We start from the raw sequence: 24,537 nt of genomic DNA, 5'->3' as shown, positions 1-24,537 counted from the left end.
CATGGCGAGGGGCGTCATCCTTCTCGCGGCGGGCGGAACCGGCGGACATCTGTTCCCGGCCGAAGCGCTGGCGCACGAGTTGAACGGGCGCGGCTGGTCGGTGCATCTGGCAACCGACGACCGCGCCGAGCGGTTTGCCGGTCACTTCCCGGCCGCCGCCATCCACCCGATCCAGTCGGCGACGATGGGTTCGAAAAATCCCATCGCCGTGCTTGGTGCCTTCTGGAAAATCTGGCGCGGCGTGCGGCAGGCCTCCGCCATCATCGGCCGGATCAAGCCGGATGCCGTCGTCGGCTTTGGCGGCTATCCGACCCTGCCGCCGCTCTACGCGGCGACACGGCGCAAGGTGCCGACGCTGATCCATGAGCAGAACGCGGTGATGGGGCGCGCCAACCGGGCACTGGCCGGCCGTGTGGATGCCATCGCCGGTGGCTTCCTGCCGCAGGATACGAGCGCCATCGGCGAAAAGACTGTGACGACAGGCAATCCGGTCAGGCCGGCGGTGCTGGAGGCGGCCAAGACGCCTTACGCGGCGTCGACCGGCGAGGAGCCTTTCCGCCTGCTGGTGTTCGGCGGCAGCCAGGGCGCCCAATTCTTCTCCGATGCCATGCCTGGGGCCGTCGCGCTGCTTTCGGATGCGCAGCGCAAGCGGCTGGTCATCACCCAACAGGCCCGGGCGGATGACGTGGCGCGGGTGAAGGCGGCCTATGCCGCCCTTGGCGTCGCAGTCGAGGTCTCGCCCTTCTTCACCGACATGGCGGCACGCATGGCGGCGGCGCATCTGGTGATCTCGCGCTCCGGCGCCTCGACCGTCTCGGAGATCGCCGTCATCGGCCGGCCGGCGCTGCTGGTACCCTATCCCTATGCGCTCGACCACGATCAGGCGGCGAATGCTGCGGCCCTTGCCGCTGCAGGCGGCGGCGAGGTGCACCCGCAATCGACGCTGTCGCCCGAGCGCATCGCAGCCCTTATTGGCGGGCTGATGGACATGCCTGAGCGGCTGGTGGCAATGGCGCGGGCGCGAAATCGGCCGGCAGGCCGGACGCGGCACGGTTGCTCGCCGATCTCACAGAGGCTATTGCGTCCCAAAAAACCGTTTCGGATTTCAGGAAGGGGACGCACCCATGAAGATGCCGCAGACCATCGGCCTTGTGCATTTCATCGGCATTGGCGGCATCGGCATGAGCGGCATCGCCGAAGTGCTGCACAATCTCGGCTACAAGGTGCAAGGGTCCGACCAGGCCGACAGCGCCAATGTGCAGCGTTTGCGCGACAAGGGCATCGAATGCTTCGTCGGCCACAAGGCCGAGAATCTCGGCGATGCCGAGGTGGTGGTCGTCTCGACGGCGATCAAGAAATCCAATCCGGAGCTGAAGGCCGCGCGCGAAAAGCTGTTGCCGATCGTGCGCCGCGCCGAGATGCTGGCCGAGCTGATGCGCTTCCGCCAGGCGGTGGCGATCGGCGGCACGCATGGCAAGACGACGACGACCTCGATGGTGGCGACGCTGCTTGAAGCCGGTGGGCTCGATCCGACCGTCATCAATGGCGGCATCATCAACGCCTATGGCACCAATGCCCGCATGGGCGACGGCGAATGGATGGTGGTCGAAGCCGACGAGAGCGACGGCACGTTCCTCAAGTTGCCGGCCGAGATCGCGGTCGTCACCAACATCGATCCCGAGCATCTCGACCACTATGGCAGTTTCGACAAGGTGCGCGAGGCGTTCCGCCAGTTCGTCGAGAACGTGCCGTTCTACGGTTTTGGCGTGATGTGCACCGACCATCCGGAAGTACAGGCGCTGGTCGGCCGCATCGAGGACCGCCGCGTCATCACCTATGGCGAGAACGCGCAGGCCGATGTGCGCTTTACCAACCACCGCATGGCGGGTGCTACGTCCGAGTTCGACGTGATTATCCGCGACCGCAAGACCGGCAGCCAGAGCACGATTTCAGGCCTGCGCCTGCCGATGCCCGGCCGGCACAACGTCTCCAACGCTACCGCCGCCATCGCCGTCGCGCATGAGCTCGGCCTGTCCGGCGAAGCAATCAAGAAGGGCCTGTCGTCCTTCGCCGGCGTCAAGCGCCGCTTCACCCACACGGGTTCGTGGAAGGGCGTCGACGTGTTCGACGATTACGGCCACCATCCGGTCGAGATTTCAGCGGTGCTGAAGGCGGCGCGTAGCGCCACCAAGGGACGCGTCATCGCCATTGCCCAGCCGCACCGCTTCACCCGGCTGCATGATTTGTTCAACGAGTTCTCGGCCTGCTTCAACGACGCCGATACGGTGATGGTGGCGCCGGTCTACGCTGCCGGCGAAGACCCGATCGACGGTGTCACGTCAGACGAGCTGGTGTCACGCATCCGCGCCGGCGGCCATCGCGACGCGCGCTACATCGAGGGGCCGGCTGATATCGCGCCGATCATCCGCGATTTGGCCAAGCCCGGCGATTTCGTCGTCTTCCTAGGCGCCGGCAACATCACCCAATGGGCCTATGCTCTGCCAAAGGAGCTTGCCACCTCATGATGCACGGCCAGGCCCTGATCGACAGACTCGGCGACCGGCTTGCCGGCCTGCGCGGCCGCCTCACGCCGAATGCCGAGATGGACAAGATCACCTGGTTCCGCGCCGGCGGCCTGGCCGAGGTGCTGTTCCAGCCGGCCGACGAAGAGGACCTTGCCGCGTTCCTGCGCGCGGTTCCCGAAGAGATTCCCCTGACCATTGTCGGCGTCGGCTCAAACCTGCTGGTTCGCGACGGCGGCATTCCGGGTTTTGTCATCCGGCTTTCGGCCAAGGGCTTTGGTGAGGCCGAAGCCATCGGGCCAACCAGCATCAAGGCGGGTGCCGCCACGCCCGACAAGCGTGTCGCGGCCCTGGCGCTGGAAGCGGGCATTGGCGGCTTCCATTTCTACCACGGCATTCCGGGTGCCATTGGCGGCGCGCTCAGGATGAATGCCGGGGCCAATGGCGTCGAAACGCGCGAGCGCGTCGTCGAGGTGCGGGCGCTCGACCGCAAGGGCAATGTCCAGACGTTGAGCAATGCCGAGATGGGCTATGCCTATCGCCATTCGGCGGCGCCGGCCGGGCTGATCTTCACCTCCGCCGTGTTCGAAGGCATTGCCGAGGACAAGGCGGTGATCAAGGCGGCGATGGACGCGGTGCAGAATCACCGAGAGACGGTGCAGCCGATCCGCGAGAAGACCGGCGGTTCGACCTTCAAGAATCCAGATGGCACGTCAGCCTGGAAGGAGATTGACAAGGCGGGTTGCCGTGGCCTGATGATCGGTGGTGCGCAGATGTCGCCGATGCACTGCAACTTCATGATCAACACCGGCACGGCGACCGGTTACGACCTCGAATATCTCGGCGAGACGGTGCGCGCCCGCGTGCTCGAACATTCGGGCATCCGGCTGCACTGGGAGATCAAGCGCATCGGCAATTTCCGGCCCGGCCATGCCGTGCAGGAATTTTTAGGTCAGCTTCTCTGACATGTGTTGAAGTTCATGTGATGCATGAACTTCAACACGCTCGCAGAATGTGCAAAACCGTTGCTGCAAAGACTCAGCGACACGGTTTTCGCAGCCATTTTCTCACAAAGTGAATCTCTCGGATTCATAAGCACTTGCCAGTGAATCAACTCTCTGATTCTCTGCTGGAAAGCGTTTCCTGATTTGAGTCGTTCGACGCGTTACCCGCGTTTTTCCGTCTGGGGGGCAACCTGCCGGGAGACTCGGACTCAATGTTGCGGAAATCTTGGTTTTTGGTCCGCCGTGAGAGGGGATGACGGGGAATGAAAAGCAAGCATGTGGCCGTCCTGCTGGGAGGTTTTTCGTCCGAGCGGCCCGTGTCCCTGTCTTCCGGAAAGGCCTGTGCCGATGCGCTTGAGCAGGAAGGCTACCAAGTCACCCGTGTCGATGTCGGGCGTGATGTCGGCTCCGTGCTCGCCGAGCTCAAGCCCGACGTTGCTTTCAATGCGTTGCATGGCCCATTCGGCGAGGACGGCACCATTCAGGGCATCCTCGAATATCTCGGCATTCCCTACACCCATTCCGGCGTACTCGCCTCGGCGCTCGCCATGAACAAGGAGCAGGCGAAGAAGATCGTGAAATCGGTCGGCGTTCCCGTCGCCGAATCGAAGGTCGCCAATCGCTTCGCCATCCAGAACAAGCACCCGATGAAGCCGCCCTATGTGATCAAGCCGGTCAATGAGGGGTCGAGCTTCGGTGTCGTCATCGTGTCGGAGGGGCAGTCGCATCCGCCGCAGGTCGTCGGGTCGTCCGAGTGGAAATATGGCGATACCGTCATGGTCGAGCGCTACATCCATGGGCGCGAGCTGACCTGCGCCGTCATGGGCGATGTGGCGCTCGGCGTCTGCGAGATCATTCCGACGGGCCATTCCTTCTACGATTACGATTCAAAATATGTCGCGGGCGGATCAAAACACGAATGCCCCGCAAAAGTTTCACCGAATATTTACCAAAAAATACAGACACTGGCGCTCAAGGCTCACCAAGCTGTCGGCTGTCGGGGCGTTTCCCGATCGGACTTCCGTTATGACGATCGTCACTCCGAAAATGGCGAGGTTGTATGGCTCGAGGTCAACACTCAGCCGGGCATGACGCCGACGTCTTTGGTGCCTGAAATCGCTGCCCATGCCGGGCATTCGTTTGGTGAGTTGTTGAGTTGGATGGTGGAGGACGCTTCGTGTCTGCGTTGAAATGGGGACAAGGCAAGGGGAAGGGCGCGGCCGGGCCGTCGCTGTTCGGCTTGTCGTTGTCATCAGGCCATTTCGTGCTGCCGCGCGTGCTTCGCCGCCCGGTGCGCATCCTGGCGCGCCTGGGCGATGGTGAATTCGAGGCGCCGCGCTTCTCCGCCGCGATGATGTCGGCGGTGCTGCTCGCTTCAAGCGGCGCCTATGGCGCCTATCTCGGCGGCCATGCCGACGGCATCATCCAGAGCATCACGGCCCGCACCGGCTTCGCCGTCGATCAAGTCAAGGTGGTCGGCAACCGCCAGACTTCGGAGATCGACATTCTCGACAGGCTCGAACTCGACGGCTGGACCTCGCTGATCGGCTTCGACGCGGAGGCCGCGCGCGAGCGCATCTCCGGCCTGCCATGGATCGAGGTGGCGGCGGTGCGCAAGGTCTATCCGCACACGCTGGAAGTGCGCGTCGAGGAGCGGGAGGCCTTCGCGCTCTGGCAGCAGGGCAATGATCTCTCGGTTATCGAGAAGGATGGCGCCGTCATCGCGCCGTTCTCGGGTGGCAAGCAGGTGATGTTGCCGCTGCTGATCGGCGACGGCGCGCCGGCCAAGGCGCCTGACTTCCTGGCTAAGGTCGAAAAATATCCCGACCTCGCGAGCCGGATCAAAGGCTATATCCGCATTGGCGATCGGCGCTGGGACCTGAAGCTGGATAACGGCATCACCGTCAAGCTGCCCGAGGACGAAGAAGACCAGGCGCTCGCTGAACTCGTCAAGATGGACAAGGACAAGGGCTTGCTGTCGCGCGACATCGCCGCTGTCGACATGCGTCTGACAGACCGGCTGGTCGTGGAATTGACGCCCGAGGCGGCGACGCAGCGCGAGGCCGCGCTCAACGAGAAGCCGAAGACCATCAAGCGCAAGTCGGAGACGAAGATATGAGCTGGCTTGGCGGTTCAGGCGATGCCTCGTCGCGCCGGTCCGGCACTCTCACGGTGCTGGATGTCGGCTCGAACAAGGTCTGCTGCATGGTGGCCAAGCTCAAGCCGAACGATGACGGCAAGCTTTTGCGCGGGCGCTCGCACCGGATCCAGGTGATCGGCATCGGCCACCAGAAGTCGCAAGGCGTGAAGTCGGGCGTGGTCGTCGATCTCGACCGGGCCGAGCATGCCATCCGCCTGTCCGTCGATGCCGCCGAGCGCATGGCGGGGCTGACGGTCGATTCGCTCATCGTCAACATGACCGCCGGCCGGCTGAAGAGCGAAAGCTTCTCGGCGACCATCAATCTTGGCGGCCACGAGGCCGACGAGGCCGACATCAAGCGCGTGCTCGGCGCCGGCGCCAAGCAGGCGCTGAAGGCCGAGCGCGAGGTGATCCATTCGCTGCCCGTCGGCTTCTCGCTCGATGCCGAGCGCGGCGTGCGCGATCCGCGCGGCATGGTCGGCGACTCGCTTGGCGTCGATATGCATGTGCTGACGGGGGACGCTGCCCCGATGCGCAACCTCGAACTTTCCATCAACCGTTCGCATCTGTCGGTCGAACGCATGGTGGCGACGCCCTATGCCAGCGGCTTGGCGGCGCTCGTCGACGACGAGCTGGAACTGGGTGCCGCCTGCATCGACATGGGCGGCGGCACGACGACCATCTCGGTGTTTTCGGAAGGCAAGTTCGTCCACGGCGACGCCATCGCCATCGGCGGCAACCACGTCACGCTGGACATGGCCAAGGGGCTTTCGACCTCGCTCGACGCCGCCGAACGGCTGAAGGTGATGCATGGTTCGGCGCTGCCGGGCAGTGCCGACGACCGCGACCTGGTCTCGATCCAGCCGATCGGCGATGATGTCGACGTGCCGCTGCAGATCCCGCGCTCGGTGATGACGCGCATCGTGCGCGCCCGCATCGACGAAACGCTCGAGCTCCTGCGCGACCGGCTGAACAAGTCCGGCTATGGCAATGCGGTCGGCAAGCGTGTCGTGCTCACCGGCGGCGCCAGCCAGCTGGCCGGCCTGCCGGAGGCGGCGCGCCGCATCCTGGGACGCAATGTACGCATCGGCCGCCCGCTCGGCGTGGCGGGCCTGCCCGAAGCGGCGAAGGGTCCGGCCTTCTCGGCCGCCGTCGGGCTTCTGATCTATCCGCAGATGGCGAGCTTCGAGAGCCATCCGGCGAAAGGCATTTCCGGTCTCAGGATGACTGGAACGGGTGGAAAACTGCATCGCATGAGTCAGTGGTTGAGAGACAGTTTCTAATTGACGGGGACAGCCCCATAGGCGGCGCGGCGGCGAAGCGGCGTGAAAGGCAAAGGACGGAGACAATGACCATCAATCTGCAGAAGCCGGACATCACCGAGCTTAAGCCGCGCATCACCGTGTTCGGTGTCGGCGGCGGCGGCGGCAATGCCGTGAACAACATGATCACCGCGGGCTTGCGCGGTGTCGAGTTCGTCGTGGCCAACACCGACGCGCAGGCGCTGACCATGTCGAAGGCCTCCCGGCTGATCCAGCTCGGCGCGCATGTCACCGAGGGGCTCGGTGCCGGATCGCAGCCGGAAGTCGGCCGCGCGGCGGCTGAAGAGTGCATCGATGAGATCCTCGATCATCTCACCAACACCCATATGTGCTTCGTCACCGCCGGCATGGGCGGCGGCACCGGCACGGGTGCTGCTCCGGTCGTTGCCCGCGCCGCCCGCGAAAAGGGCATCCTCACCGTCGGCGTCGTCACCAAGCCGTTCCACTTCGAAGGCCAGCGCCGCATGAAGACGGCCGACATGGGCATTGAGGAGCTGCAGAAGTGCGTCGACACGCTGATCGTCATCCCCAACCAGAACCTGTTCCGGCTGGCCAATGACAAGACCACCTTCGCCGATGCCTTCGCCATGGCCGACCAGGTGCTCTATTCCGGTGTTGCCTGCATCACCGACCTGATGGTCAAGGAAGGCCTGATCAACCTCGACTTCGCCGACGTGCGTTCGGTGATGCGCGAGATGGGCAAGGCGATGATGGGCACCGGCGAGGCTTCGGGCGAGGGCCGCGCGATGGCCGCCGCCGAGGCTGCCATCGCCAACCCGCTGCTCGACGAGACCTCGATGAAGGGCGCCAAGGGCCTGCTGATCTCGATCACCGGCGGTCGCGACCTGACCCTGTTCGAAGTCGACGAAGCGGCGACCCGTATTCGCGAGGAGGTCGACCAGGACGCCAACATCATCCTCGGCGCCACCTTCGACGAGGAACTAGAAGGCGTCATCCGCGTCTCGGTGGTTGCTACCGGCATCGACAAGTCGGCGGCTGAAATCGCCGCAGCACCCATCTCGATCCGTACAGCACCGCCGAAGCCGGCCGCTCGTCCGGCAGTGGCTGCCGTGGAAAGCCGCCCGGCACCGGTGCAACAGCCTGTCTATGAACCGCGCGCCGCCGACCCGGTCGCTGAGGCTATCCAGCTCGCCGAGGCAAACGCCGCCGCCATGGCGCAGGCTCGTCCGGCTCCTGTCGCCCATGCGGACGATTTCCGTCCGCAGAGCAAGATCTTCCAGGCGCCGCCGCAGCAGCCGCAGCCAATGCTGCAGCCGGTCGTCCAGCAGATGCAGCCGGCCCCGCAGCCGCGTGAAATGCTGCGTGAGGTCCAGCAGCCGGTGGCGATGGCACCGCAGCGCATGCCGCGCGTCGAGGACTTTCCGCCGGTCGTCAAGGCTGAGGTCGACGCCAAGAGCCGCCCGGTGGACCACGAGAACAACAGCGGACCGATGGGCCTGCTGAAGCGCCTGACCAATGGCCTGACCCGCCGCGAGGAGGAGCCCGCAAGGCTGCAGCCGGCGCAGCCGCGCGAGCCGAAGCTGCGCCAGGCCGCCCCCGAAGTGCGTCGTCTCGCCAGCCAGGACGCCCAGCTCTACGCGCCGCGCCGCGGCCAGCTGGATGACCAGGGTCGGCTGACGCCGCAGACCAGGGCGACTCAGGACGACGATCAGCTGGAGATTCCGGCGTTCCTGCGCCGCCAGGCCAACTGAGCGGTTAACGGACTGTAACATTTGTTAACAGGCAGGCAAGGAATTGCTTGCCTGTTAACGCTTTAGATGCAGTAAAATCAAAGGGTTATAATGTAGAGCTCGCTCCGGCCCGCGGTTACAAAGGGTAAGAAACCGTGATTTGGAGTCTCCCTGCCGGAACATTATCTTCGCTGCTTACCATAGTCGGTGTGTCGGGATTTCGGGGGAAGTGACCCTGCCTGCCGATTTTCACAAGAGCCGCGCCCACGGGCTGGAGAAGCGGACCTAGGCATTTCGGGCTTATGGGGATTGTCTTGCACGACTATCAGACGACAGTGAAGACGCGCGCGTCGCTTACGGGCACCGGCGTTCACAGCGGCAAAGAAGTTTCCATCAGTTTCCTGCCAGCGGATGCCGATACCGGCATCGTGTTCCAGCTTGTCAACGGAGACGGGCAGGGCCGCGAGTTCCGCGCCTTGGTTGCCGAGGTCGGCGCCACCGATCTGTGCACCATGCTTGGCGATCCCGCGGGCGAGCACATCGCCACGGTCGAGCACATCATGGCTGCCCTGTTCGGGCTTGGCATCGATAATGTCGTCATCGAGATCGACGGTTCCGAGGTTCCCATCCTCGACGGCAGCGCCATGGCCTTCGTGGAAGCCATTGATCAGGCAGGTATCGAGACGCTTTCGGTCAAGCGGCGCTACATCAGGGTCATCAAGCCGGTCCGTATCGAGAACGGTGCGTCCTGGGCGGAGTTCAGGCCTTATGACGGCACCCGTTTCGAGATCGAGATCGATTTCGAAAGCCCGGCAATCGGCCGCCAACTGTTCGCCTCCGACCTCAATGCCGATATTTTCCGCCGCGACATTGCGCGGGCCCGCACCTTCGGCTTCATGAAGGACGTCGAGCGACTGTGGGCCGCCGGTTATGCGCTCGGCTCCTCGCTCGAGAATTCGCTGGTGATCGGCGACGACAACCGCGTCATCAACATGGGCGGCCTGCGCTATCCCAACGAATTCGTGCGCCACAAGACGCTCGACGCCATGGGCGACCTGGCGCTGGCCGGAGCCCGCTTCATCGGCTGCTTCCGCTCCTATCGCGGTGGTCACAGGATGAATGCCGCCGCGCTGCGGCGCCTGCTGTCGGACCGCACTGCCTTCGAGATCGTCGAAACGACCCGCCGCGAGCGTGGTCGCGCGGCAGAGATGAGCGCCGTCAATGCGCCGCTCTACGCGCCCTGGATGATCTGAACTCCGCACGTTTTCGCACCTTGTGGCGGGAAGCCGAGTGTTGCAGGAATGCATCATCGGTCGGTGAAAACACAGGGATGCTCCGGCGCCGCCGCGCCGCCACAAAAATGCGCGATTGCCTAGACATAGCGTTGCCCGGCAAGGCGGTTATGGTTTATGGCTGCTGCCGTCGATTAGTGCATGTCGCTCAAAAGTGGGGACCAGTTTTGGGACAACAGCATGCAAGAGGCATTAAAATAACGCCGAAAGGGCGCAATCCAATCATGTTCTTCAAGCGAGCCGGTCGATCGAAAGCGCCCCAGCGGTCTGTTATCCTGGCGCTTTCGCTGGTTGTTCCTTCGCTCTTTCTGTCGGCCTGCATGTCGTCGGAGAAAGACATCGACCTGTCGAAATATGTCGACCAGACCGAGCCGGCCGACGTTCTCTACAATCAGGGTCTCGCCAATTTGAATGCCGGCCGCCTGGACGAGGCGAGCAAGAAGTTCGACGCCGTCGACCGCCAGCATCCCTATTCGGAATGGGCTCGTAAATCGATGGTGATGGGCGCGTTCGCCGACTATCGAAAGGGCAGCTACGACGAAGCGATCTCGTCGGCCAAGCGCTATCTGGCGCTGTATCCGTCCACCGATGACGCGCCCTACGCACAGTACATTATCGGCCTGAGCTACTATCGCCAGATCAAGGATGTGACGCAGGACCAGAAGGAAGCGCGCCAGACGCTGCAGACGATGCAGGATCTGGTCACGCGCTGGCCGACATCGGAATATGTCGACGACGCCAAGGAGAAGATCCGCTTCGCCAACGATCAGCTCGCCGGCAAGGAAATGCAGATCGGCCGCTACTATCTGGAGCGCCGCGAATACATTGCCGCCGTCAAGCGCTTCCGCACCGTGGTGGAGAACTATTCCAACACGCGCCACGTCGAGGAAGCATTGGCCCGCCTGACCGAAAGCTATTATGCGTTGGGGCTGACCTCGGAGGCCCAGACTGCCGCCGCGGTGCTCGGCACCAACTATCCCGACAGCCCATGGTACAAGGATTCCTACAAGCTCCTGCAGAGCAATGGGCTTTCGCCGCGCGAGAATGCCGGATCGTGGATTTCCAAGGCCGGCAAGCTGATCACCGGCGCCTGATCCCTGAAGCGCGTCGCAGCGACGCGCTTTTTCGGATTGATCCGATGCTGAAACAAAAAGATAGTGCGGCGCTGCGACTCCCAATCGGTCGCGTGCCGCTCCACGGCGGTTCAGTGGTTTGATTGAAGCGCTGAGCCGTCCCAACTTTTTGTTCTACGCAATTCCGGTGGGAAAAACGCTACGCACTTTTCCTGGAGTTGCCTGAGGTCCGGGTTCTGATGCTTTCCAGACTGTCGATCCGCGATATCGTCCTGATCGAGAAGCTGGATATCGACTTCCAGCCGGGCCTTTCCGTGCTGACCGGCGAAACCGGTGCCGGCAAATCCATCCTGCTCGATGCCCTGTCGCTGGCGCTCGGCGCGCGCGGCGACGCCTCTTTGGTGCGCCATGGCGCGGCACAGGGCCAGGTCATTGCCGTGTTCGATGTGCCGCGCAACCATCCGGTGCGCGCGCTGCTTGTCGAAAACGCCATCGAGGATGATGGCGACATCATCCTGCGCCGCGTGCAGACGGCCGACGGCCGCACCCGCGTGTTCGTCAACGACCAGCCATCCAGCGTGACCCTGATGCGCGATGTCGGCCGTGCGCTGGTCGAGATCCACGGCCAGCACGATGAACGTGCCTTGGTCGATCCCGGCGCCCACCGTGACGTGCTCGACGCTTTCGGCGGCCATCTTGGCGCCGTTCGTTCGACCGGCGAGGCCTGGCGGCACTGGCGCGCCGGCGAGCAGGAGCTTACGCGCCATCGCGCCAAGGTAGCGGCTGCCGCGCGCGAGGCCGACTATCTGCGCGCTGCGGTGGCGGAACTGACCAAGCTCGATCCGCAGCCCGGCGAGGAAACGGAACTTGCCGAACTGCGCGCCCATATGATGCGCGCCGAAAAGATCGCGTCCGAAATCCACGACGCGCAGGATGTGCTGTCCGGCCCGTCCTCGCCCTTGCCGCAGCTCGCCAGTCTGCTGAGACGGCTGCAGCGCAAGGCGACGGAGGCGCCTGGCCTGCTCGAGGATGTGGTCAAGTCGCTCGACGAAGCCATGCTGTCGCTCGACGCGGCGCAATCCGGTGTCGAGGCGGCACTTCGCGCCACCGAATATGACCCGCAGCGGCTGGAAAAGGCGGAGGAGCGGCTGTTTTCGCTGCGCGCCGCGTCGCGCAAGCACAGTGTCGCCGTCGACGATCTGGCGCAACTGCGCGACACGATGGTTGCCGATCTCGCCGATCTCGATGCCGGCGAGGAACGCCTGCATGGGCTGGAAAAGCAGGCCGCCGCGGCACGCGAGGCCTATGACATCGCCGCTGCTCAGCTCTCCTCGCTTCGCCACGCGGCGGCCGCCGGCCTGACCAAGGCCGTGATGGCCGAATTGCCGGCGCTGAAACTCGAACGCGCCGCCTTCATCGTCGAGATGAAGAGCGAGGCCGAGACCCGGATGCAAGAGGGCATCGACCAGATCGAGTTCTGGGTGCGCACCAACCCCGGCACGCGGCCCGGGCCGATGATGAAGGTGGCATCCGGCGGCGAGCTGTCGCGGTTCCTGCTGGCGCTGAAGGTGGCGCTGGCCGACCGTGGCTCGGCACCGACGCTGGTCTTCGACGAAATCGACACCGGCGTGGGTGGCGCCGTGGCGGATGCCATCGGCCAGAGGCTGGCGCGGCTGTCGAAGCGCGTGCAGGTGCTGTCGGTCACCCATGCGCCGCAAGTGGCGGCGCGCGCGGCGACGCATTTCCTGATCTCCAAATCGGGCAGCACCGACCGCGTGGCGACAGGCATTGCCGAGATGGACAGGACAGCGCGGCAGGAAGAGATCGCCCGCATGCTGGCCGGCGCCACCATCACCGACGAGGCACGCGCCGCGGCCGAGCGGCTGCTGCGTGAAAATACAAACGCGGCATAAGAATATCCGGCGTCATGGCCGATTTTGGATATGGGACCGAGTCAGGATATGGCTCCATCCTGCTGTTCAGGAATGATTTTCCCAAAATCCTGATCTATGGTGACGCGCCACCGTTCGGGGGAGAAAAGCATGGCCGAAAAACCTGTCGATACGCTCAGCGAAAGCGAGGCTGAAGCCGAACTCCAGCTTCTGGCCGAGGAGATCGCCGGGCACGACCGGCGCTACCATACCGAGGACGCGCCGACGATCACGGACGCGGAATATGATGCGTTGCGACGGCGCAACCTTGCCATCGAAGAACGCTTTCCCGGCCTGGTGCGCGAGGATTCGCCGTCGCGCAGGGTGGGTGCTGCGCCGGCGGAGGGCTTCGCCAAGGTGCGCCATGCCGTGCCGATGCTCAGCCTCGCCAAGGCCTATACCGACGAGGACGTCACCGATTTCATCGAGCGCGGCCGGCGCTTCTTCGACCGCGACAAGGATCTCGACATCGCCTTCACCGCCGAGCCGAAGATCGACGGGCTGTCGGCGTCGCTGCGCTATGAGAAGGGCATGTTCGTGCAGGGTGCGACGCGCGGCGACGGTGCCGTCGGCGAGGACATCACCGCGAATCTGAGGACCATCGCCGACATTCCCGCAAAGCTGAAAGGATCGGGCTGGCCCGAGACCATCGAGATACGCGGCGAGGTCTACATGACCTATGCGGAATTCGAGGCGCTGAAACAGCGCTCGGCCGCTGCCGGCGGCCAGGATTATGTCAATCCGCGCAACACGGCCGCGGGCTCGCTGCGCCAGAAGGACGCCTCCGTCACCGCCAGCCGCAACCTCAAATTCTTCGCCTATGCCTGGGGCTTCACGACAGCGGATCCGGCGCCGACCCAGTACGAATCGGTACAGAAATTTGCCGATTGGGGCTTCAAGATCAGCCCGTTGATGGTGCGAGCGAAGTCGGCCGAGGAACTGGTCGCGCATTACCATCGGATCGAGGAGCAACGCTCCTCGCTCGGCTATGACATTGATGGTGTCGTCTACAAGGTCGACCAGCTGGAGCTGCAGCGCCGCTGGGGCTTCGTCACCGGCGAGCCGCGCTGGGCCGTTGCCCACAAATTCCCGGCCGAGCAGGCGATGACGACCGTAGAGAAGATCGACATCCAGGTCGGCCGTACCGGCACGCTGGCGCCGGTCGCGCGGCTGGCGCCCGTCACGGTCGGCGGCGTCGTGGTCGAGAACGTCACGCTGCACAATGAGGACTATATCAAGGGTTTCGACAGCAATGGCCTGCCGATCCGCGATGGTATCGACGTGCGCATCGGCGACACGGTGGTGATCCAGCGGGCAGGGGATGTCATTCCGCAGATCGTCAGCGTCGTCATCGACAAGCGTCCGGCCAATGCCGTGCCTTACGAATTCCCGCATACCTGCCCGGTTTGCGGTTCGCCGGCCACGCGCGAGATCAACGAGAAGACCGGTAAGGAGGATTCACGGCGGCGCTGCACCGGCGAGCTGATCTGCGCAGCACAGGCCGTGGAAAGATTGCGCCATTTCGTCTCGCGCGGCGCCCTGGATATCGAGGGCCTTGGCGCGGAGAACATCGATACGTTCTTCAATGCCGGGCTGATCAAGACGGCCGCCGATATTTTTACGCTCAGGGACCGTCGCCCCGCTGTCACCAAGGCGCTGGCCGAGCGGCGCGAGGAGCAGGCCAGGCAGCGCGAGGCGGCGTCCGGCAAGACACGCAAGAATGTGCGCAGCGTCGAGGACCGCAACTATGAAGGCCTCGACAAGCTGTTTGCGGCCATCGATTCGCGCCGCGAACCGGAACTCGACCGCTTCATCTTCGCGCTCGGCATCCGCCATATCGGCGAGACGACGGCCGCCGCGCTTGCCAAGACCTTTTCCACCATCGAGGAGCTGATCCGCGTCGGCAAGGAGACGGCGGCAGCGGAGGATCCGCACACCGTTTTCCCATCGGTCAACGGCATCGGCGACACGGTGATCGATGCGTTGCGCGATTTCTTCGGCAATGAGCGCAATGACGACGTGCTCGACAAGCTGCTCGAACAGGTCAAGCCGAAGCCGTATATCGTCACCGTCTCGGCCGACAGCGAGGTTGCCGGCAAGACCATCGTCTTCACTGGCTCGCTGGAAAAGATGACGCGCTCGGAGGCCAAGGCGATGGCCGAGCGTCTCGGCGCCAAGGTCGCCGGCTCGGTTTCGGCCAAGACCGACCTGCTGGTGGCGGGACCGGGTGCCGGTTCCAAGCTCAAGCTTGCCAGTGAACTCGGCGTCGAGGTGATCGACGAGGACACCTGGCTGCAGCGGGTTGGCAAGTCGTGATGGCGTTCAAAGGGTTCGGCCCAAAAGCCATTCCGTTCCTGAAGGCGTTGGATTTCCACCAGAGCCGGGAGTGGTTTCTGGAGAACCGCGACCTGTTCGAACAGGAATTGCGCGATCCCCTTGGCGATCTCGTCGAGACGCTGACGCAGCGCTTTGCAGTGGCGGGCCTCGGTCTGCGTGGCGACCGCAAGAAGTCACTGTTCCGCATCAATCGCGACGTGCGATTCGCCAAGGACAAACGGCCATATAACCGGCATGTCTCGGCGATCTTGTCGCCTGATGGCAGCAAGGCCGTGCAGGGCGTGTTCTACGTTCATATCGGACTGGAGGGCTGCTTTGCCGGCGTCGCCTGGTGGCAGCCGGAGGCCGCGCTGCTGCTGGCGATGCGGAGGGCCATCGAGACGAGGCCCGACAGGTTTCGCGCCACGGTGAAGGCGTTGAAGAAGAACGGCCTTGAACTCGATGCAGAGGATCGCATGAAGCGCACGCCGCGCGGCTTCGAGCATGTCACCGACCAGGATCTTGTCGCTGCCATCCGCAACCGGCATTTCGCGGTTCGCCACTCCATCGATCCGGCTGCGATCCACAGCCCGGCGCTGGTCGAGGAACTCGTCGATTTCATCTTGCGCGCCAAGCCGCTGCTCGACTGGGGCAGGGCGATCGAGGGCAAGGCGTTGGACTAGGCACTCGCGGGGTCGAGTGCAAGCTACATCCGCATCAACAGTCCACCATCAACGGCGAGCTCAACTCCGGTGATGTAACTTGCGGCGTCGGAGAGCAGGAAGAGCGCAGCGTTGGCCATGTCTTGCGGCGTGCCGATCCGGCCTAGCGGTGTGTAGTCGGCAACGGCAGCGCGTTTCTCCTCGGTATCCCAGCGGGCCTGCAAGGGGGTGAGCGCCATGCCCGGGCAGATCGCATTCGAACGGATGCCCTCGCTTGCAAGCTGCATCGCCAGCGACTTCGAAAGCGCACAGACGCCGGCCTTGGATGCCTGATAGGCGTCCTGGGGCTTCGGATCGCCGCGGTACCATTGGATCGTCGAGAAGTGCACCATCGCGCCACCGCGTCCGCCCGAGCGCATATAAGGAACGACCGAGCGCGCGGTGTGCACGAAGGATTTCAGATTGATGTTGAAGACCTGGTCCCAGACGTCGAGATCCATTTCCAGTGCCGACCTGTCGCGACCGAACCAGAGCACGCCGGCGACATTGGCGAGATAGTCGATGCCGCCGCGCTCACGGCCCGCCGCACTCACGACCTGCTCGACAAAGGCAGCGTCGGTGAGGTCGCCCTGTGCAAAAGTGAGCCTGTCTCCGAATTTGGACAGCGAGGCCGGAACGGGCTTGACGTCAATGGCGGTAACGGACGCGCCGGCTTCGAGCAGCGCGAGCGCGATCGCCTCGCCCATGCCGCCGCCAGCGCCGGCGACGACCGCGTGCCTGCCGGTGAAATCATAAACGATCATCTGGAACCTCATTTGCTTGCGCGACCCAAGACATCAGTTTCGCTGATCTGTTGGCTCAAACGAATTCGTCTGACTTTCCAACCGCTCGCCCCTACATATCAGCGCAACTTGGGAACGGGATATGTCTGCTGAGACCTTGAGCGAAAATTCTTTGGCCGGTGATTTCTGGAGCGGCGTGCGGCTCTCCATGCCTGTCGTGGTGGCCTCGGCGCCATTCGCGGTGCTGTTCGGGGCGCTTGCCGTCGACAATGGCTTCTCGGTCCTCGAAGCCTTCCTGATGAGCGCGCTGGTGTTCGGCGGCGCCAGCCAGATGGTCGGTATCCAGCTCTTCGGCCAGCATGTCGCGCCGTGGCTGATCGTGCTGTCGATCTTCGCCGTCAATTTCCGCCATGTGCTCTACTCGGCCGGCATCGGCCGGCGCATCGCACACTGGCCTGTCGTCTGCCAAGCGCTCGGCTATTTCATCCTGACCGATCCGCAATACGCCGTGGCCGAAGCCCGGGCGCAATCCGGCCAGACCGTCGGCTTCGCCTGGTATCTGGGGCTTGGCCTGCCGGTCTATGTGTTCTGGGTGATCGAAAGCGCGCTCGGCGCGGTGTTCGGCAAGCTGATCCCCGACACGCATGCGCTGGGTATCGATTTCCTGCTGCCGATCTATTTTCTCGGCCTCGTCATGGGTTTTCGCAAACGGCCGCTGTGGCTGCCGGTGGTGGTCGCCAGTGCCTGCGCATCGATCATTGCCTACAAGACGGTCGGCTCGCCCTGGCACGTCTCGATCGGCGCCGTTGCCGGCGTGCTGCTTGCCGTCATCCTGCCACCGCATCATAGCGGCGTGGGAGAACGGCCATGAGCACGACATTCTGGATCATCATCGCCGGCGCGATCGCCACCTATCTCACGCGCATCGGCGGACATCTGGTCATCTCCCGCTTCGACAACATCCATCCACGCGTCGAGGCCGGCCTCAACGCCGTGCCAGCGGCGGTGCTGACGACGCTGGTGGCGCCGGAACTGCTAAATGCCGGACCCGCCGAATGGGCGGCACTGGTCGTCACGGCCGTGGTGTCGCTGCGCGGCGGGCTGATGTCGATGTTCCTGGCGGGCGCGGCGGTGCTGATTATCGCTCGACAGTTCGTCGGCTGATCGATTTTTGGCAGGGAGTCCGCGCACGCGCTTTGCCGCCTCTCTGTCAGGCGCGCGCTTCCTGAAAATCGAAGCGATCCACGCGATGCTCAGCCAGATCGCCTCCGATCTCTCCTGACGGGCGCGACGCACGGCGTCGGCATAAAGGGTCTCACGCTGCTTCGGCGTCAACGCGTCAAGATCGATCGGCCAGATGTCGAGGGGCTCGGGCGACATCTCCATCTCCCTGGTCGGCTGTGCTGATTGGCGCCGACGGCAGCCGATTTACGGGATATGTTTCATCATATAAAATGAATAATTGGGATGCTTTTATTCTCCAGGAGAGATGAATGGATTTGTCCGATCTGCGCATCTTCCGCATGGTGGTGCGCGAGGGCGGAGTCACCAGGGCGGCGGAGAAACTGTCGCGTGTGCAGTCAAACGTGACCACACGCATCCGGCAACTTGAAGAAGATCTGGGCGTGCGGTTGTTTATCCGCGAAGGCAAGCGACTGCAGGTGTCGCCTGCCGGCCAGAGGCTGATCGGCTATGCGGACCGATTGCTGGCGCTCGCCGAGGAAGCGCGAACGGCAGTGCTTGATCCGCGCCCGCGCGGCGCGCTGCGCCTTGGTGCCATGGAGAGCACCGCAGCGGCGCGGCTTCCATCTCTGCTCGCCGAGTACCACGCACGCTACCCAGATGTAGAGATCCGGCTGCGCACCGGCTATCCACAGGCTCTCGCGACCGCCATGCTTGCCGGCGAACTCGACGCGGCGCTCGCAGCCGAGCCGATCGCCGACGCGCAATTCGAGAAGCAGCCTGCCTTTCACGAGGAACTGGTCATTGTCTCTGCGGCATCGCGCGTTTCGGTCGAGGACCGCAGCGACATGCCCAAAACCATGATGGCCTTTGAACATGGCTGTGTATATCGCAAGCGACTGGAAGAATGGTACGCGCGCCGGGGCTTCATCGCCGAGCAGACCATCGAGCTCGGTTCATACCCTGCCATGCTTGGTTGCGTGGCGGCTGGCATGGGCATAGCGCTGATACCGAAATGTGTGCTCGCGGGCTTTCCCGAGAGCCGCATGTTACGGCTGCACAAACTGCCTCCGGACGAAGACAATGCCCTCACGGTGTTGTTTTGGCGCAAGGGAGCCAGTTCTCCCAACATTCAAGCCTTGCGGGCACTGCTTGCGGAGCAGGGCCTCGCAAGCTGAATGGCGACTGCTCAAATCTTAGCGTCGTGCGGCAGCGGCGCTGTCGCCTTTTCCAGCCAGGCCAGCGTTTCGCCATCGAGCATCGGTCCGATCTCGGCCAGCACACGGGCGTGATAGGCGTCGAGCCAATGCAGCTCCTCGCGCGTCAAAAGGTCGGTCCGCACCAGCCGGATGTCGATCGGCGCCAGCGTCAGCGTCTCGAAGCCGTGCATGGCGATGTCGCCGCCTTCGACCTGTTCGGCCGGCGTCACCAGGATCAGGTTCTCGATGCGGATGCCGTAGGCGCCTTCCTTGTAGTAGCCGGGCTCGTTGGACAGCATCATGCCCTCGAGCAGCTTTTCGGTGCCGGTGCGGGCAATGCGCTGCGGGCCTTCATGCACGGCCAGGTACGAGCCGACGCCATGGCCGGTGCCGTGGGCGAAATCGCAGCCATGCTTCCACAGCGCCATGCGGGCGACGGCGTCGATCTCCGAGCCGCGCGTGCCGCCGGGGAAGCGCAGCGTCGAAATGCCGATCATGCCTTTCAGCACCAGCGTGAAGCGTTCGCGCATCTCCTCGGTCGGCTGGCCGATCGGCACGGTGCGGGTGATGTCGGTGGTGCCGTCCTGGTATTGCGCGCCGGAATCGAGCAGGAACAGTTCGCCCGCCTGCAGTTTGCGGCTGGTGGCGCGCGACACGCGGTAATGCATGATGGCGCCGTTGGGGCCGGCGCCGGAAATGGTGTCGAAGGAGACGTCGCGCAGCGGCATTTGCGTTTCCTCGCCGGTCTGCCGGCGGCTCGCTTCCAGCCTGGTGACGACCGCGATCTCGTCGAGCGAGCCGGGTTTTTGCTGCTCCAGCCAGCACAAGAGCTTGGCCACCGCCGCACCGTCACGGCGATGGGCGGCGCGCGAGCCATTGATCTCGGCCTGGTTCTTGGTGGCACGCGGGATGCGGGCCGGGTCGGGCGCGGCAACCACCGTGCCGCCATTGTCCTCGACCAGCATGCGCAGCCTGTCGGCCGCCAGCACCGGGTCGAGCGCGATCTTGGCGCCGCCCTTGGCAAGCGCGGCGATCGCTGCTTCGAACTCGCCGGGCTCGTGCGGATCGGCGAGCTGGGTGAGATAGGCCGCGACCTGGCGCGAGAATTTGCGCTTGTCCATGAACAGCTGGTGCGATCCGTCAGCGGCAAGAATGGCGAAACCGAGCGCCAGCGGCGTATGCGGCACGTCGCCGCCGCGGATGTTGAAGGCCCAGGCGATGGAGGAGGGGTCGGTCAACACCGCATGGCTGGCGCCGTCCTTGCCGATCGCCGTCGCCAGCCGCGCCAGCTTGTCCTTGGCGAGCTCGCCGGCAAAGCCGATCGGGTGCAGCTCGACCGGGGTCACAGGTGCGGCGGGCTGATCCTTCCAGATGATGTCGATCGGGTTTTTCTCGAGCGGCACCAGCACAGCGCCGGTCTTGTCGGCCGAGGCCTGCAGCGCCTTGACCTCGCTGATCGTGTGCAGCCAGGGATCGAAGCCCAGCCGCGCACCCTTGCCGATATTGTCCTTGAGCCAGACGGCGGGCGGGTTGTCGACCAGGCTTTCGACCGAAAAAATGTCGAGATCGACCTCACTGCGCACCTGCAGCGTGTAGCGCCCGTCGACGAAGATGAAGGCGCGGTCACGCAGCACGATAGCGACACCGGCCGAGCCGCTGAATCCGGTCAGCCATTTCAGCCGTGCTGAACGATCGGCGACATATTCGCCCTGATGCTCGTCCGCGCGCGGAACGATAAAACCATCGAGGCCATTCGCGGCCAGCCATTGGCGCAGCAGCGCCACGCGCGGCTTGCCGACTGCAGGGTCGCCCGCAGAATCGAAGGTCTGGAACATGATGGGCCTCCTGATATCAGCGTGACCGTAGCCTATGGACCTGGAAAGCGGAATCGATTTCCAGCTGGCGCAACCTGCTACAGTGCTGCTTGGCTGACAACCGAATGGGGCTGGTCCAGCCGCAGCCCGAAGGCTGGGTTGTCGTTGTTCGCCCCCACACCACGCGGCATTGCCGCGCCGCCCGCCAGCACCCGGGAATTGTAACCAGAAAAAGTTAGCAAAGACTGCTTTTTGAGCGTGCGTCACTTCGCATGGGAAGCTATCTGTTTCGGGTTTTCTTGTCTTGGCCGCAAGGGGTGGGGCCTTCCGGTCAATGTTGGTGTTGGCGGACCAATTCCGCCACGCTGCTGGTGTGGCCAACTATTGGTTGATGCAAATTCGCAACGGATTTGCTCTGATTTCTTGTCTGGGCTCTGTGTTGCTTGGTTCCGGTAATCTTTACGGCTTACATTCGCTTGTCTCTCGGCAGCGGTTTTCGTAGCGTCGCCACGGGCTTCAAGGGTCGATTCAGCCAATAGATGGTTGGTCGGGGGGATTTTGGATGAGACATTCTGTTTGCGCAGCGCGTGCCAACGGCGATGGCGAGGTGAATGCGCGGCTTGCGGGCTCGCTTCTGTCGTCCACGTCGCTTCCGGCTCTGCTGATAGCCGGGCTGATTGCGGCCGCTGTAACGCCGATCATGTCAGGTGGCGCCTCGGCCGAGGATTTCGCTCACAACAGCGGCGATTGGGGTACGGCTGCGAACTGGACCCCCGCAACGGTTCCCAACGGCACCGATGCGGTCGCGAACTTCAACCATGATGCGCCGGACCAGGGCTCGGCTATACCGTTTTCCTGACTGGCGGACCCTATACGGTCGGCACGCTGAACTTGAATGCCACGAGCACCTCCGGCGGTTACCGGTTTTCAAACGGTGTTTTGAATTTCCAGGCCTCTGGGCAGGCCGCGGTCAACGTGAAGACGAACAATTTCATTCCCGACCTGGACGCCGGCGGCAGTTTCAATCTCATGTCCGACACCGTTTTCACGGTTGCTGCCGGGGCTCATTTTACAGCGGATGGAACAATCTCAGGTGCAGGCCTCACCAAAAGCGGTGATGGCTTGCTTACCTTGAATGGCGCAAACACCTACACCGGCGGCACCAACCTCTATGGCGGCACGCTTAGCCTCGGCAACAATAATGCGCTGGGAACCGGCGTGCTTTCCGCCTTCAGCGGAACGGTGATCGATATCCAGAATGGCGTCACGATCAACAACGACCTGACCATCGATCTCAGCCAGACGATCAACGTCGGATCCGGAGCAACCGGAACCTATGCCGGCCAGATTTCGGACCTCAGCGATCCATCCGCGATCGTCAAGACCGGCGCCGGCACGCTGGTGCTCACCAATAGCAACAGTTTCGGCTCCGGCGCCCGGATCGAGGAGGGAACGATCCGGAGCACGGCCGATTATGCTTTGGGTGTGGGGCCGATCACGCTCGACGGCGGCACGCTGCAGGCGGGCGCGAACCTCACCCTTGCCAATGTCTCGATCCTGTTCGGTGCCGCCGGCGGCACCATCGACACAAACGGCTTCGACGTCAGCACCTCCGCCAGCATGGGAGACGACAGCGCGCCGAGCGGGACATTCATCAAGACGGGGGCCGGAACGCTGACGGTGGACGGCTTTGCCGGCAACAACAACTATGCCACGGCCACCGATGTCGCCCAAGGCACGCTCAAGGCGGGCCTGTTCGCCGCCAACATTTTCAGCGCCAACAGCGACTATACGATCGAAAGCGGTGCAACACTCGATCTCAACAATTTCGACCAGGCGATAGGTTCGCTGGCCGGCGCCGGAGCGGTCAATGCCGGGACAGGCAAGCTGACGACCGGAGGCAACAACAGCTCGACGATCTTTTCGGGCGTCATCACAGGTACCAACGGGCTGATCAAGGACGGGACGGGAACCTTCGAGCTGTCGGGTTCGAACGCGTTGTCGGGCGGGACCGAGGTGAAGGCCGGCACCTTGCTGGTTTCAGGTTCTCTGATCGGTTCGGCCGTTACAGTCGACAGCGGCGCCACGCTCGGCGGCACTGGCTCGGTTGGCCCGCTCGCTGTTTCCGGCACGGTGGCGCCCGGCAAGAATGGCATTGGCACGCTGGCGGTCTATGGCGACGCCAGCTTCGCATCCGGCTCGACCTATGCGGTCGAACTGAATTCTGCCGGCGCTGCCGATCTGATCGTTGCCGTAGGCACGGCAAGCATAGCCCCGGGCGCCGGCTTGAGCGTGACCAATATTGGGCCGGACAGCCTGGTGGCGGGCGCCCACTACGTCGTGCTTCAAGCCGTCAGTGTCGGCGGAACCTTCACCCTGATAGGCGATCCGCAAGTCTCCGCCTTCGCCAGACTGAGCACCCACTCCATTGCGACGCAAGTCTATGTCGACGTCACTCAGACGAAAACCTTCGGCTCGGCCGGCGTGGCGCCGAACCAGATTGCCACAGGGGACGGGCTGGAGAGCGCGGGCAGCAGCGCCTTGGTCAGCGCTGTGCTCGCCTTGCCGAGCGACGCGGCGGCGCAGGCCGCTTTCGACCAGCTTTCGGGTGAAATCCATGCCTCGGCCAAGGGCATGCTCCTCCAGGACAGCCACTTGCTGCAGGACGCGGTGACGGCGCGCCTGCGCGGTGCCTTCGGCGACAGCGGCAAGACAGCCTCGCTGCCGGTCATGGCCTATGGCGAGGACGGCGTTCAGCCCGTTGTCGCCGACACCGACCGCTTCGCCATCTGGTCGCAGGGTTTTGGCTCCTGGGGCAGCACCGACAGCGGCGGCAATGCCGCTGCCTTCGACCGGTCGACCGGCGGCCTGCTGGTTGGCGCCGACGGCCTAGCCGGCGCCTGGCGCATCGGCGTGGTCGGCGGCTACAGCCGCACCAGCTTCGATGCCGACGACAGGCATTCCTCCGGCGACAGCGACAACTATCATCTCGGCCTCTATGGCGGGACCAATTGGGGCGCCATCGCCTTCCGTACCGGTGTAGCCTACACTTGGCATCGGATTTCCACGTCGCGCTCCGTCGCGTTCCAGGGCTTTACCGACAGTCTGTCGGCCGACTATGACGCCGCGACCGCGCAGGCCTTCGGCGAACTGGCCTACAAGACCGACGCCGGGCCGTTTGCCTTCGAGCCCTTCGCCAATCTCGCTTATGTCAACCTGCACACGGATGGTTTTGCCGAGAGCGGCGGCGCCGCTGCGCTGACCAGCGGCAGCTCAACGTCAGATGCGACCTTCACCACGCTCGGCGTCAGGGCGTCGACCGACATCACCCTTGGCGGCGTTGCGGCGACCGCGCGCGGCATGCTCGGCTGGCGTCATGCCTTCGGCGACGTGACACCGCTGTCGACCGTCGCCTTTGCCGGCGGCGACGACTTCACCATTGCCGGCGTGCCGATCGCCAGGGATACGATGCTGGTCGAAGCCGGCTTCGACGTGCAGCTGGCGCACAACGCCACGCTTGGCCTGTCCTATGCCGGACAGTTCGGGGCGGATGCCTTCGACAATGGGTTCAAAGCCAATCTGGGCATCAAATTCTAAAAATTCGACC

Annotated in this window: 18 protein-coding genes and 1 pseudogene; 17 read left to right on the top strand and 2 right to left on the bottom strand. The window is 63.9% G+C overall.

What is annotated here, in order from left to right:
• The first annotated feature begins 1 nt into the window (after nt 1).
• The 12 genes and pseudogenes from murG (at nt 2) to HB778_RS01175 (ending at nt 15,974) form a co-directional block, all read left to right on the top strand.
• A pseudogene (gene murG / locus HB778_RS01230) lies at nt 2-1,128 on the top strand (undecaprenyldiphospho-muramoylpentapeptide beta-N-acetylglucosaminyltransferase).
• On the top strand, nt 1,125-2,525 hold the full coding sequence (murC, locus tag HB778_RS01225) for a UDP-N-acetylmuramate--L-alanine ligase (RefSeq protein ID WP_183460829.1): 1,401 nt from the start codon (nt 1,125-1,127) through the stop codon (nt 2,523-2,525). Before murG ends, murC begins: the two are co-directional and overlap by 4 nt.
• Nucleotides 2,522-3,487, top strand: coding sequence for a UDP-N-acetylmuramate dehydrogenase (gene murB, locus HB778_RS01220; protein WP_183460826.1), 966 nt, complete (start codon nt 2,522-2,524; stop codon nt 3,485-3,487). The genes murC and murB overlap by 4 nt, the downstream gene beginning before the upstream one ends.
• A gap of 302 nt (nt 3,488-3,789) precedes the next feature.
• A complete protein-coding gene (locus HB778_RS01215) occupies nt 3,790-4,716 on the top strand; it encodes a D-alanine--D-alanine ligase (protein ID WP_183460824.1) in 927 nt (308 codons plus the stop codon).
• Nucleotides 4,704-5,645, top strand: coding sequence for a cell division protein FtsQ/DivIB (locus HB778_RS01210; protein ID WP_183460823.1), 942 nt, complete (start codon nt 4,704-4,706; stop codon nt 5,643-5,645). Before HB778_RS01215 ends, HB778_RS01210 begins: the two co-directional genes overlap by 13 nt.
• Nucleotides 5,642-6,949, top strand: a complete 1,308-nt coding sequence (ftsA, locus tag HB778_RS01205) for a cell division protein FtsA (protein ID WP_183460821.1) — start codon at nt 5,642-5,644, stop codon at nt 6,947-6,949. The genes HB778_RS01210 and ftsA overlap by 4 nt, the downstream gene beginning before the upstream one ends.
• Nucleotides 6,950-7,014: 65 nt before the next feature.
• Nucleotides 7,015-8,700, top strand: coding sequence for a cell division protein FtsZ (gene ftsZ, locus HB778_RS01200; RefSeq protein WP_183460819.1), 1,686 nt, complete (start codon nt 7,015-7,017; stop codon nt 8,698-8,700).
• Between the two features lie 281 nt (nt 8,701-8,981).
• Nucleotides 8,982-9,932, top strand: a complete 951-nt coding sequence (gene lpxC / locus HB778_RS01195; RefSeq protein WP_183460817.1) for a UDP-3-O-acyl-N-acetylglucosamine deacetylase — start codon at nt 8,982-8,984, stop codon at nt 9,930-9,932.
• Nucleotides 9,933-10,195: 263 nt separating this feature from the next.
• On the top strand, nt 10,196-11,065 hold the full coding sequence (locus HB778_RS01190) for an outer membrane protein assembly factor BamD (RefSeq protein WP_183460815.1): 870 nt from the start codon (nt 10,196-10,198) through the stop codon (nt 11,063-11,065).
• A 218-nt stretch (nt 11,066-11,283) separates the two neighbouring features.
• Nucleotides 11,284-12,957, top strand: a complete 1,674-nt coding sequence (gene recN, locus HB778_RS01185) for a DNA repair protein RecN (RefSeq protein ID WP_183460813.1) — start codon at nt 11,284-11,286, stop codon at nt 12,955-12,957.
• Between the two features lie 129 nt (nt 12,958-13,086).
• Nucleotides 13,087-15,291, top strand: a complete 2,205-nt coding sequence (gene ligA, locus HB778_RS01180; protein ID WP_183460811.1) for an NAD-dependent DNA ligase LigA — start codon at nt 13,087-13,089, stop codon at nt 15,289-15,291.
• Nucleotides 15,288-15,974, top strand: a complete 687-nt coding sequence (locus HB778_RS01175) for a DUF2461 domain-containing protein (RefSeq protein WP_183460809.1) — start codon at nt 15,288-15,290, stop codon at nt 15,972-15,974. The genes ligA and HB778_RS01175 overlap by 4 nt, the downstream gene beginning before the upstream one ends.
• Nucleotides 15,975-15,997: 23 nt before the next feature.
• On the opposite strand, the gene HB778_RS01170 is transcribed toward HB778_RS01175, so the two are convergent.
• A complete protein-coding gene (locus tag HB778_RS01170) occupies nt 15,998-16,756 on the bottom strand; it encodes an SDR family NAD(P)-dependent oxidoreductase (protein WP_183460807.1) in 759 nt (252 codons plus the stop codon).
• Nucleotides 16,757-16,877: 121 nt separating this feature from the next.
• Here HB778_RS01170 and HB778_RS01165 point away from each other — a divergent pair, with 121 nt between their 5' ends.
• From HB778_RS01165 to HB778_RS01155, 3 genes are all read left to right on the top strand, one after another.
• On the top strand, nt 16,878-17,606 hold the full coding sequence (locus HB778_RS01165; protein WP_183460805.1) for an AzlC family ABC transporter permease: 729 nt from the start codon (nt 16,878-16,880) through the stop codon (nt 17,604-17,606).
• A complete protein-coding gene (locus HB778_RS01160) occupies nt 17,603-17,899 on the top strand; it encodes an AzlD family protein (protein WP_183460803.1) in 297 nt (98 codons plus the stop codon). Before HB778_RS01165 ends, HB778_RS01160 begins: the two co-directional genes overlap by 4 nt.
• A gap of 329 nt (nt 17,900-18,228) precedes the next feature.
• The gene (locus HB778_RS01155) at nt 18,229-19,095 is read left to right on the top strand and encodes a LysR family transcriptional regulator (protein WP_183460801.1); all 867 of its coding nucleotides are present in this window, start codon (nt 18,229-18,231) and stop codon (nt 19,093-19,095) included.
• An 11-nt stretch (nt 19,096-19,106) separates the two neighbouring features.
• Here the strand turns inward: HB778_RS01155 and HB778_RS01150 are convergent, their stop codons facing one another.
• Nucleotides 19,107-20,951 carry an aminopeptidase P family protein gene (locus tag HB778_RS01150; RefSeq protein ID WP_183460799.1) on the bottom strand — a complete coding sequence of 615 codons (1,845 nt, stop codon included), beginning with the start codon at nt 20,949-20,951 and terminating at the stop codon, nt 19,107-19,109.
• 541 nt (nt 20,952-21,492) lie between these two features.
• Between HB778_RS01150 and HB778_RS01145 the strand changes: the two genes are divergently transcribed.
• A complete protein-coding gene (locus HB778_RS01145; RefSeq protein WP_183460798.1) occupies nt 21,493-21,789 on the top strand; it encodes a hypothetical protein in 297 nt (98 codons plus the stop codon).
• 116 nt (nt 21,790-21,905) lie between these two features.
• Nucleotides 21,906-24,527 carry an autotransporter outer membrane beta-barrel domain-containing protein gene (locus HB778_RS01140; RefSeq protein ID WP_183460796.1) on the top strand — a complete coding sequence of 874 codons (2,622 nt, stop codon included), beginning with the start codon at nt 21,906-21,908 and terminating at the stop codon, nt 24,525-24,527.
• The last annotated feature ends 10 nt before the right edge of the window (nt 24,528-24,537 follow it).

Source organism: Mesorhizobium huakuii (genome assembly GCF_014189455.1).
GTDB classification, from domain to species: Bacteria; Pseudomonadota; Alphaproteobacteria; order Rhizobiales; family Rhizobiaceae; genus Mesorhizobium; species Mesorhizobium huakuii_A.
The sequence above is the reverse complement of the archived record's forward strand: the minus strand, read 5'-3'. Positions and strand labels throughout refer to the sequence as shown.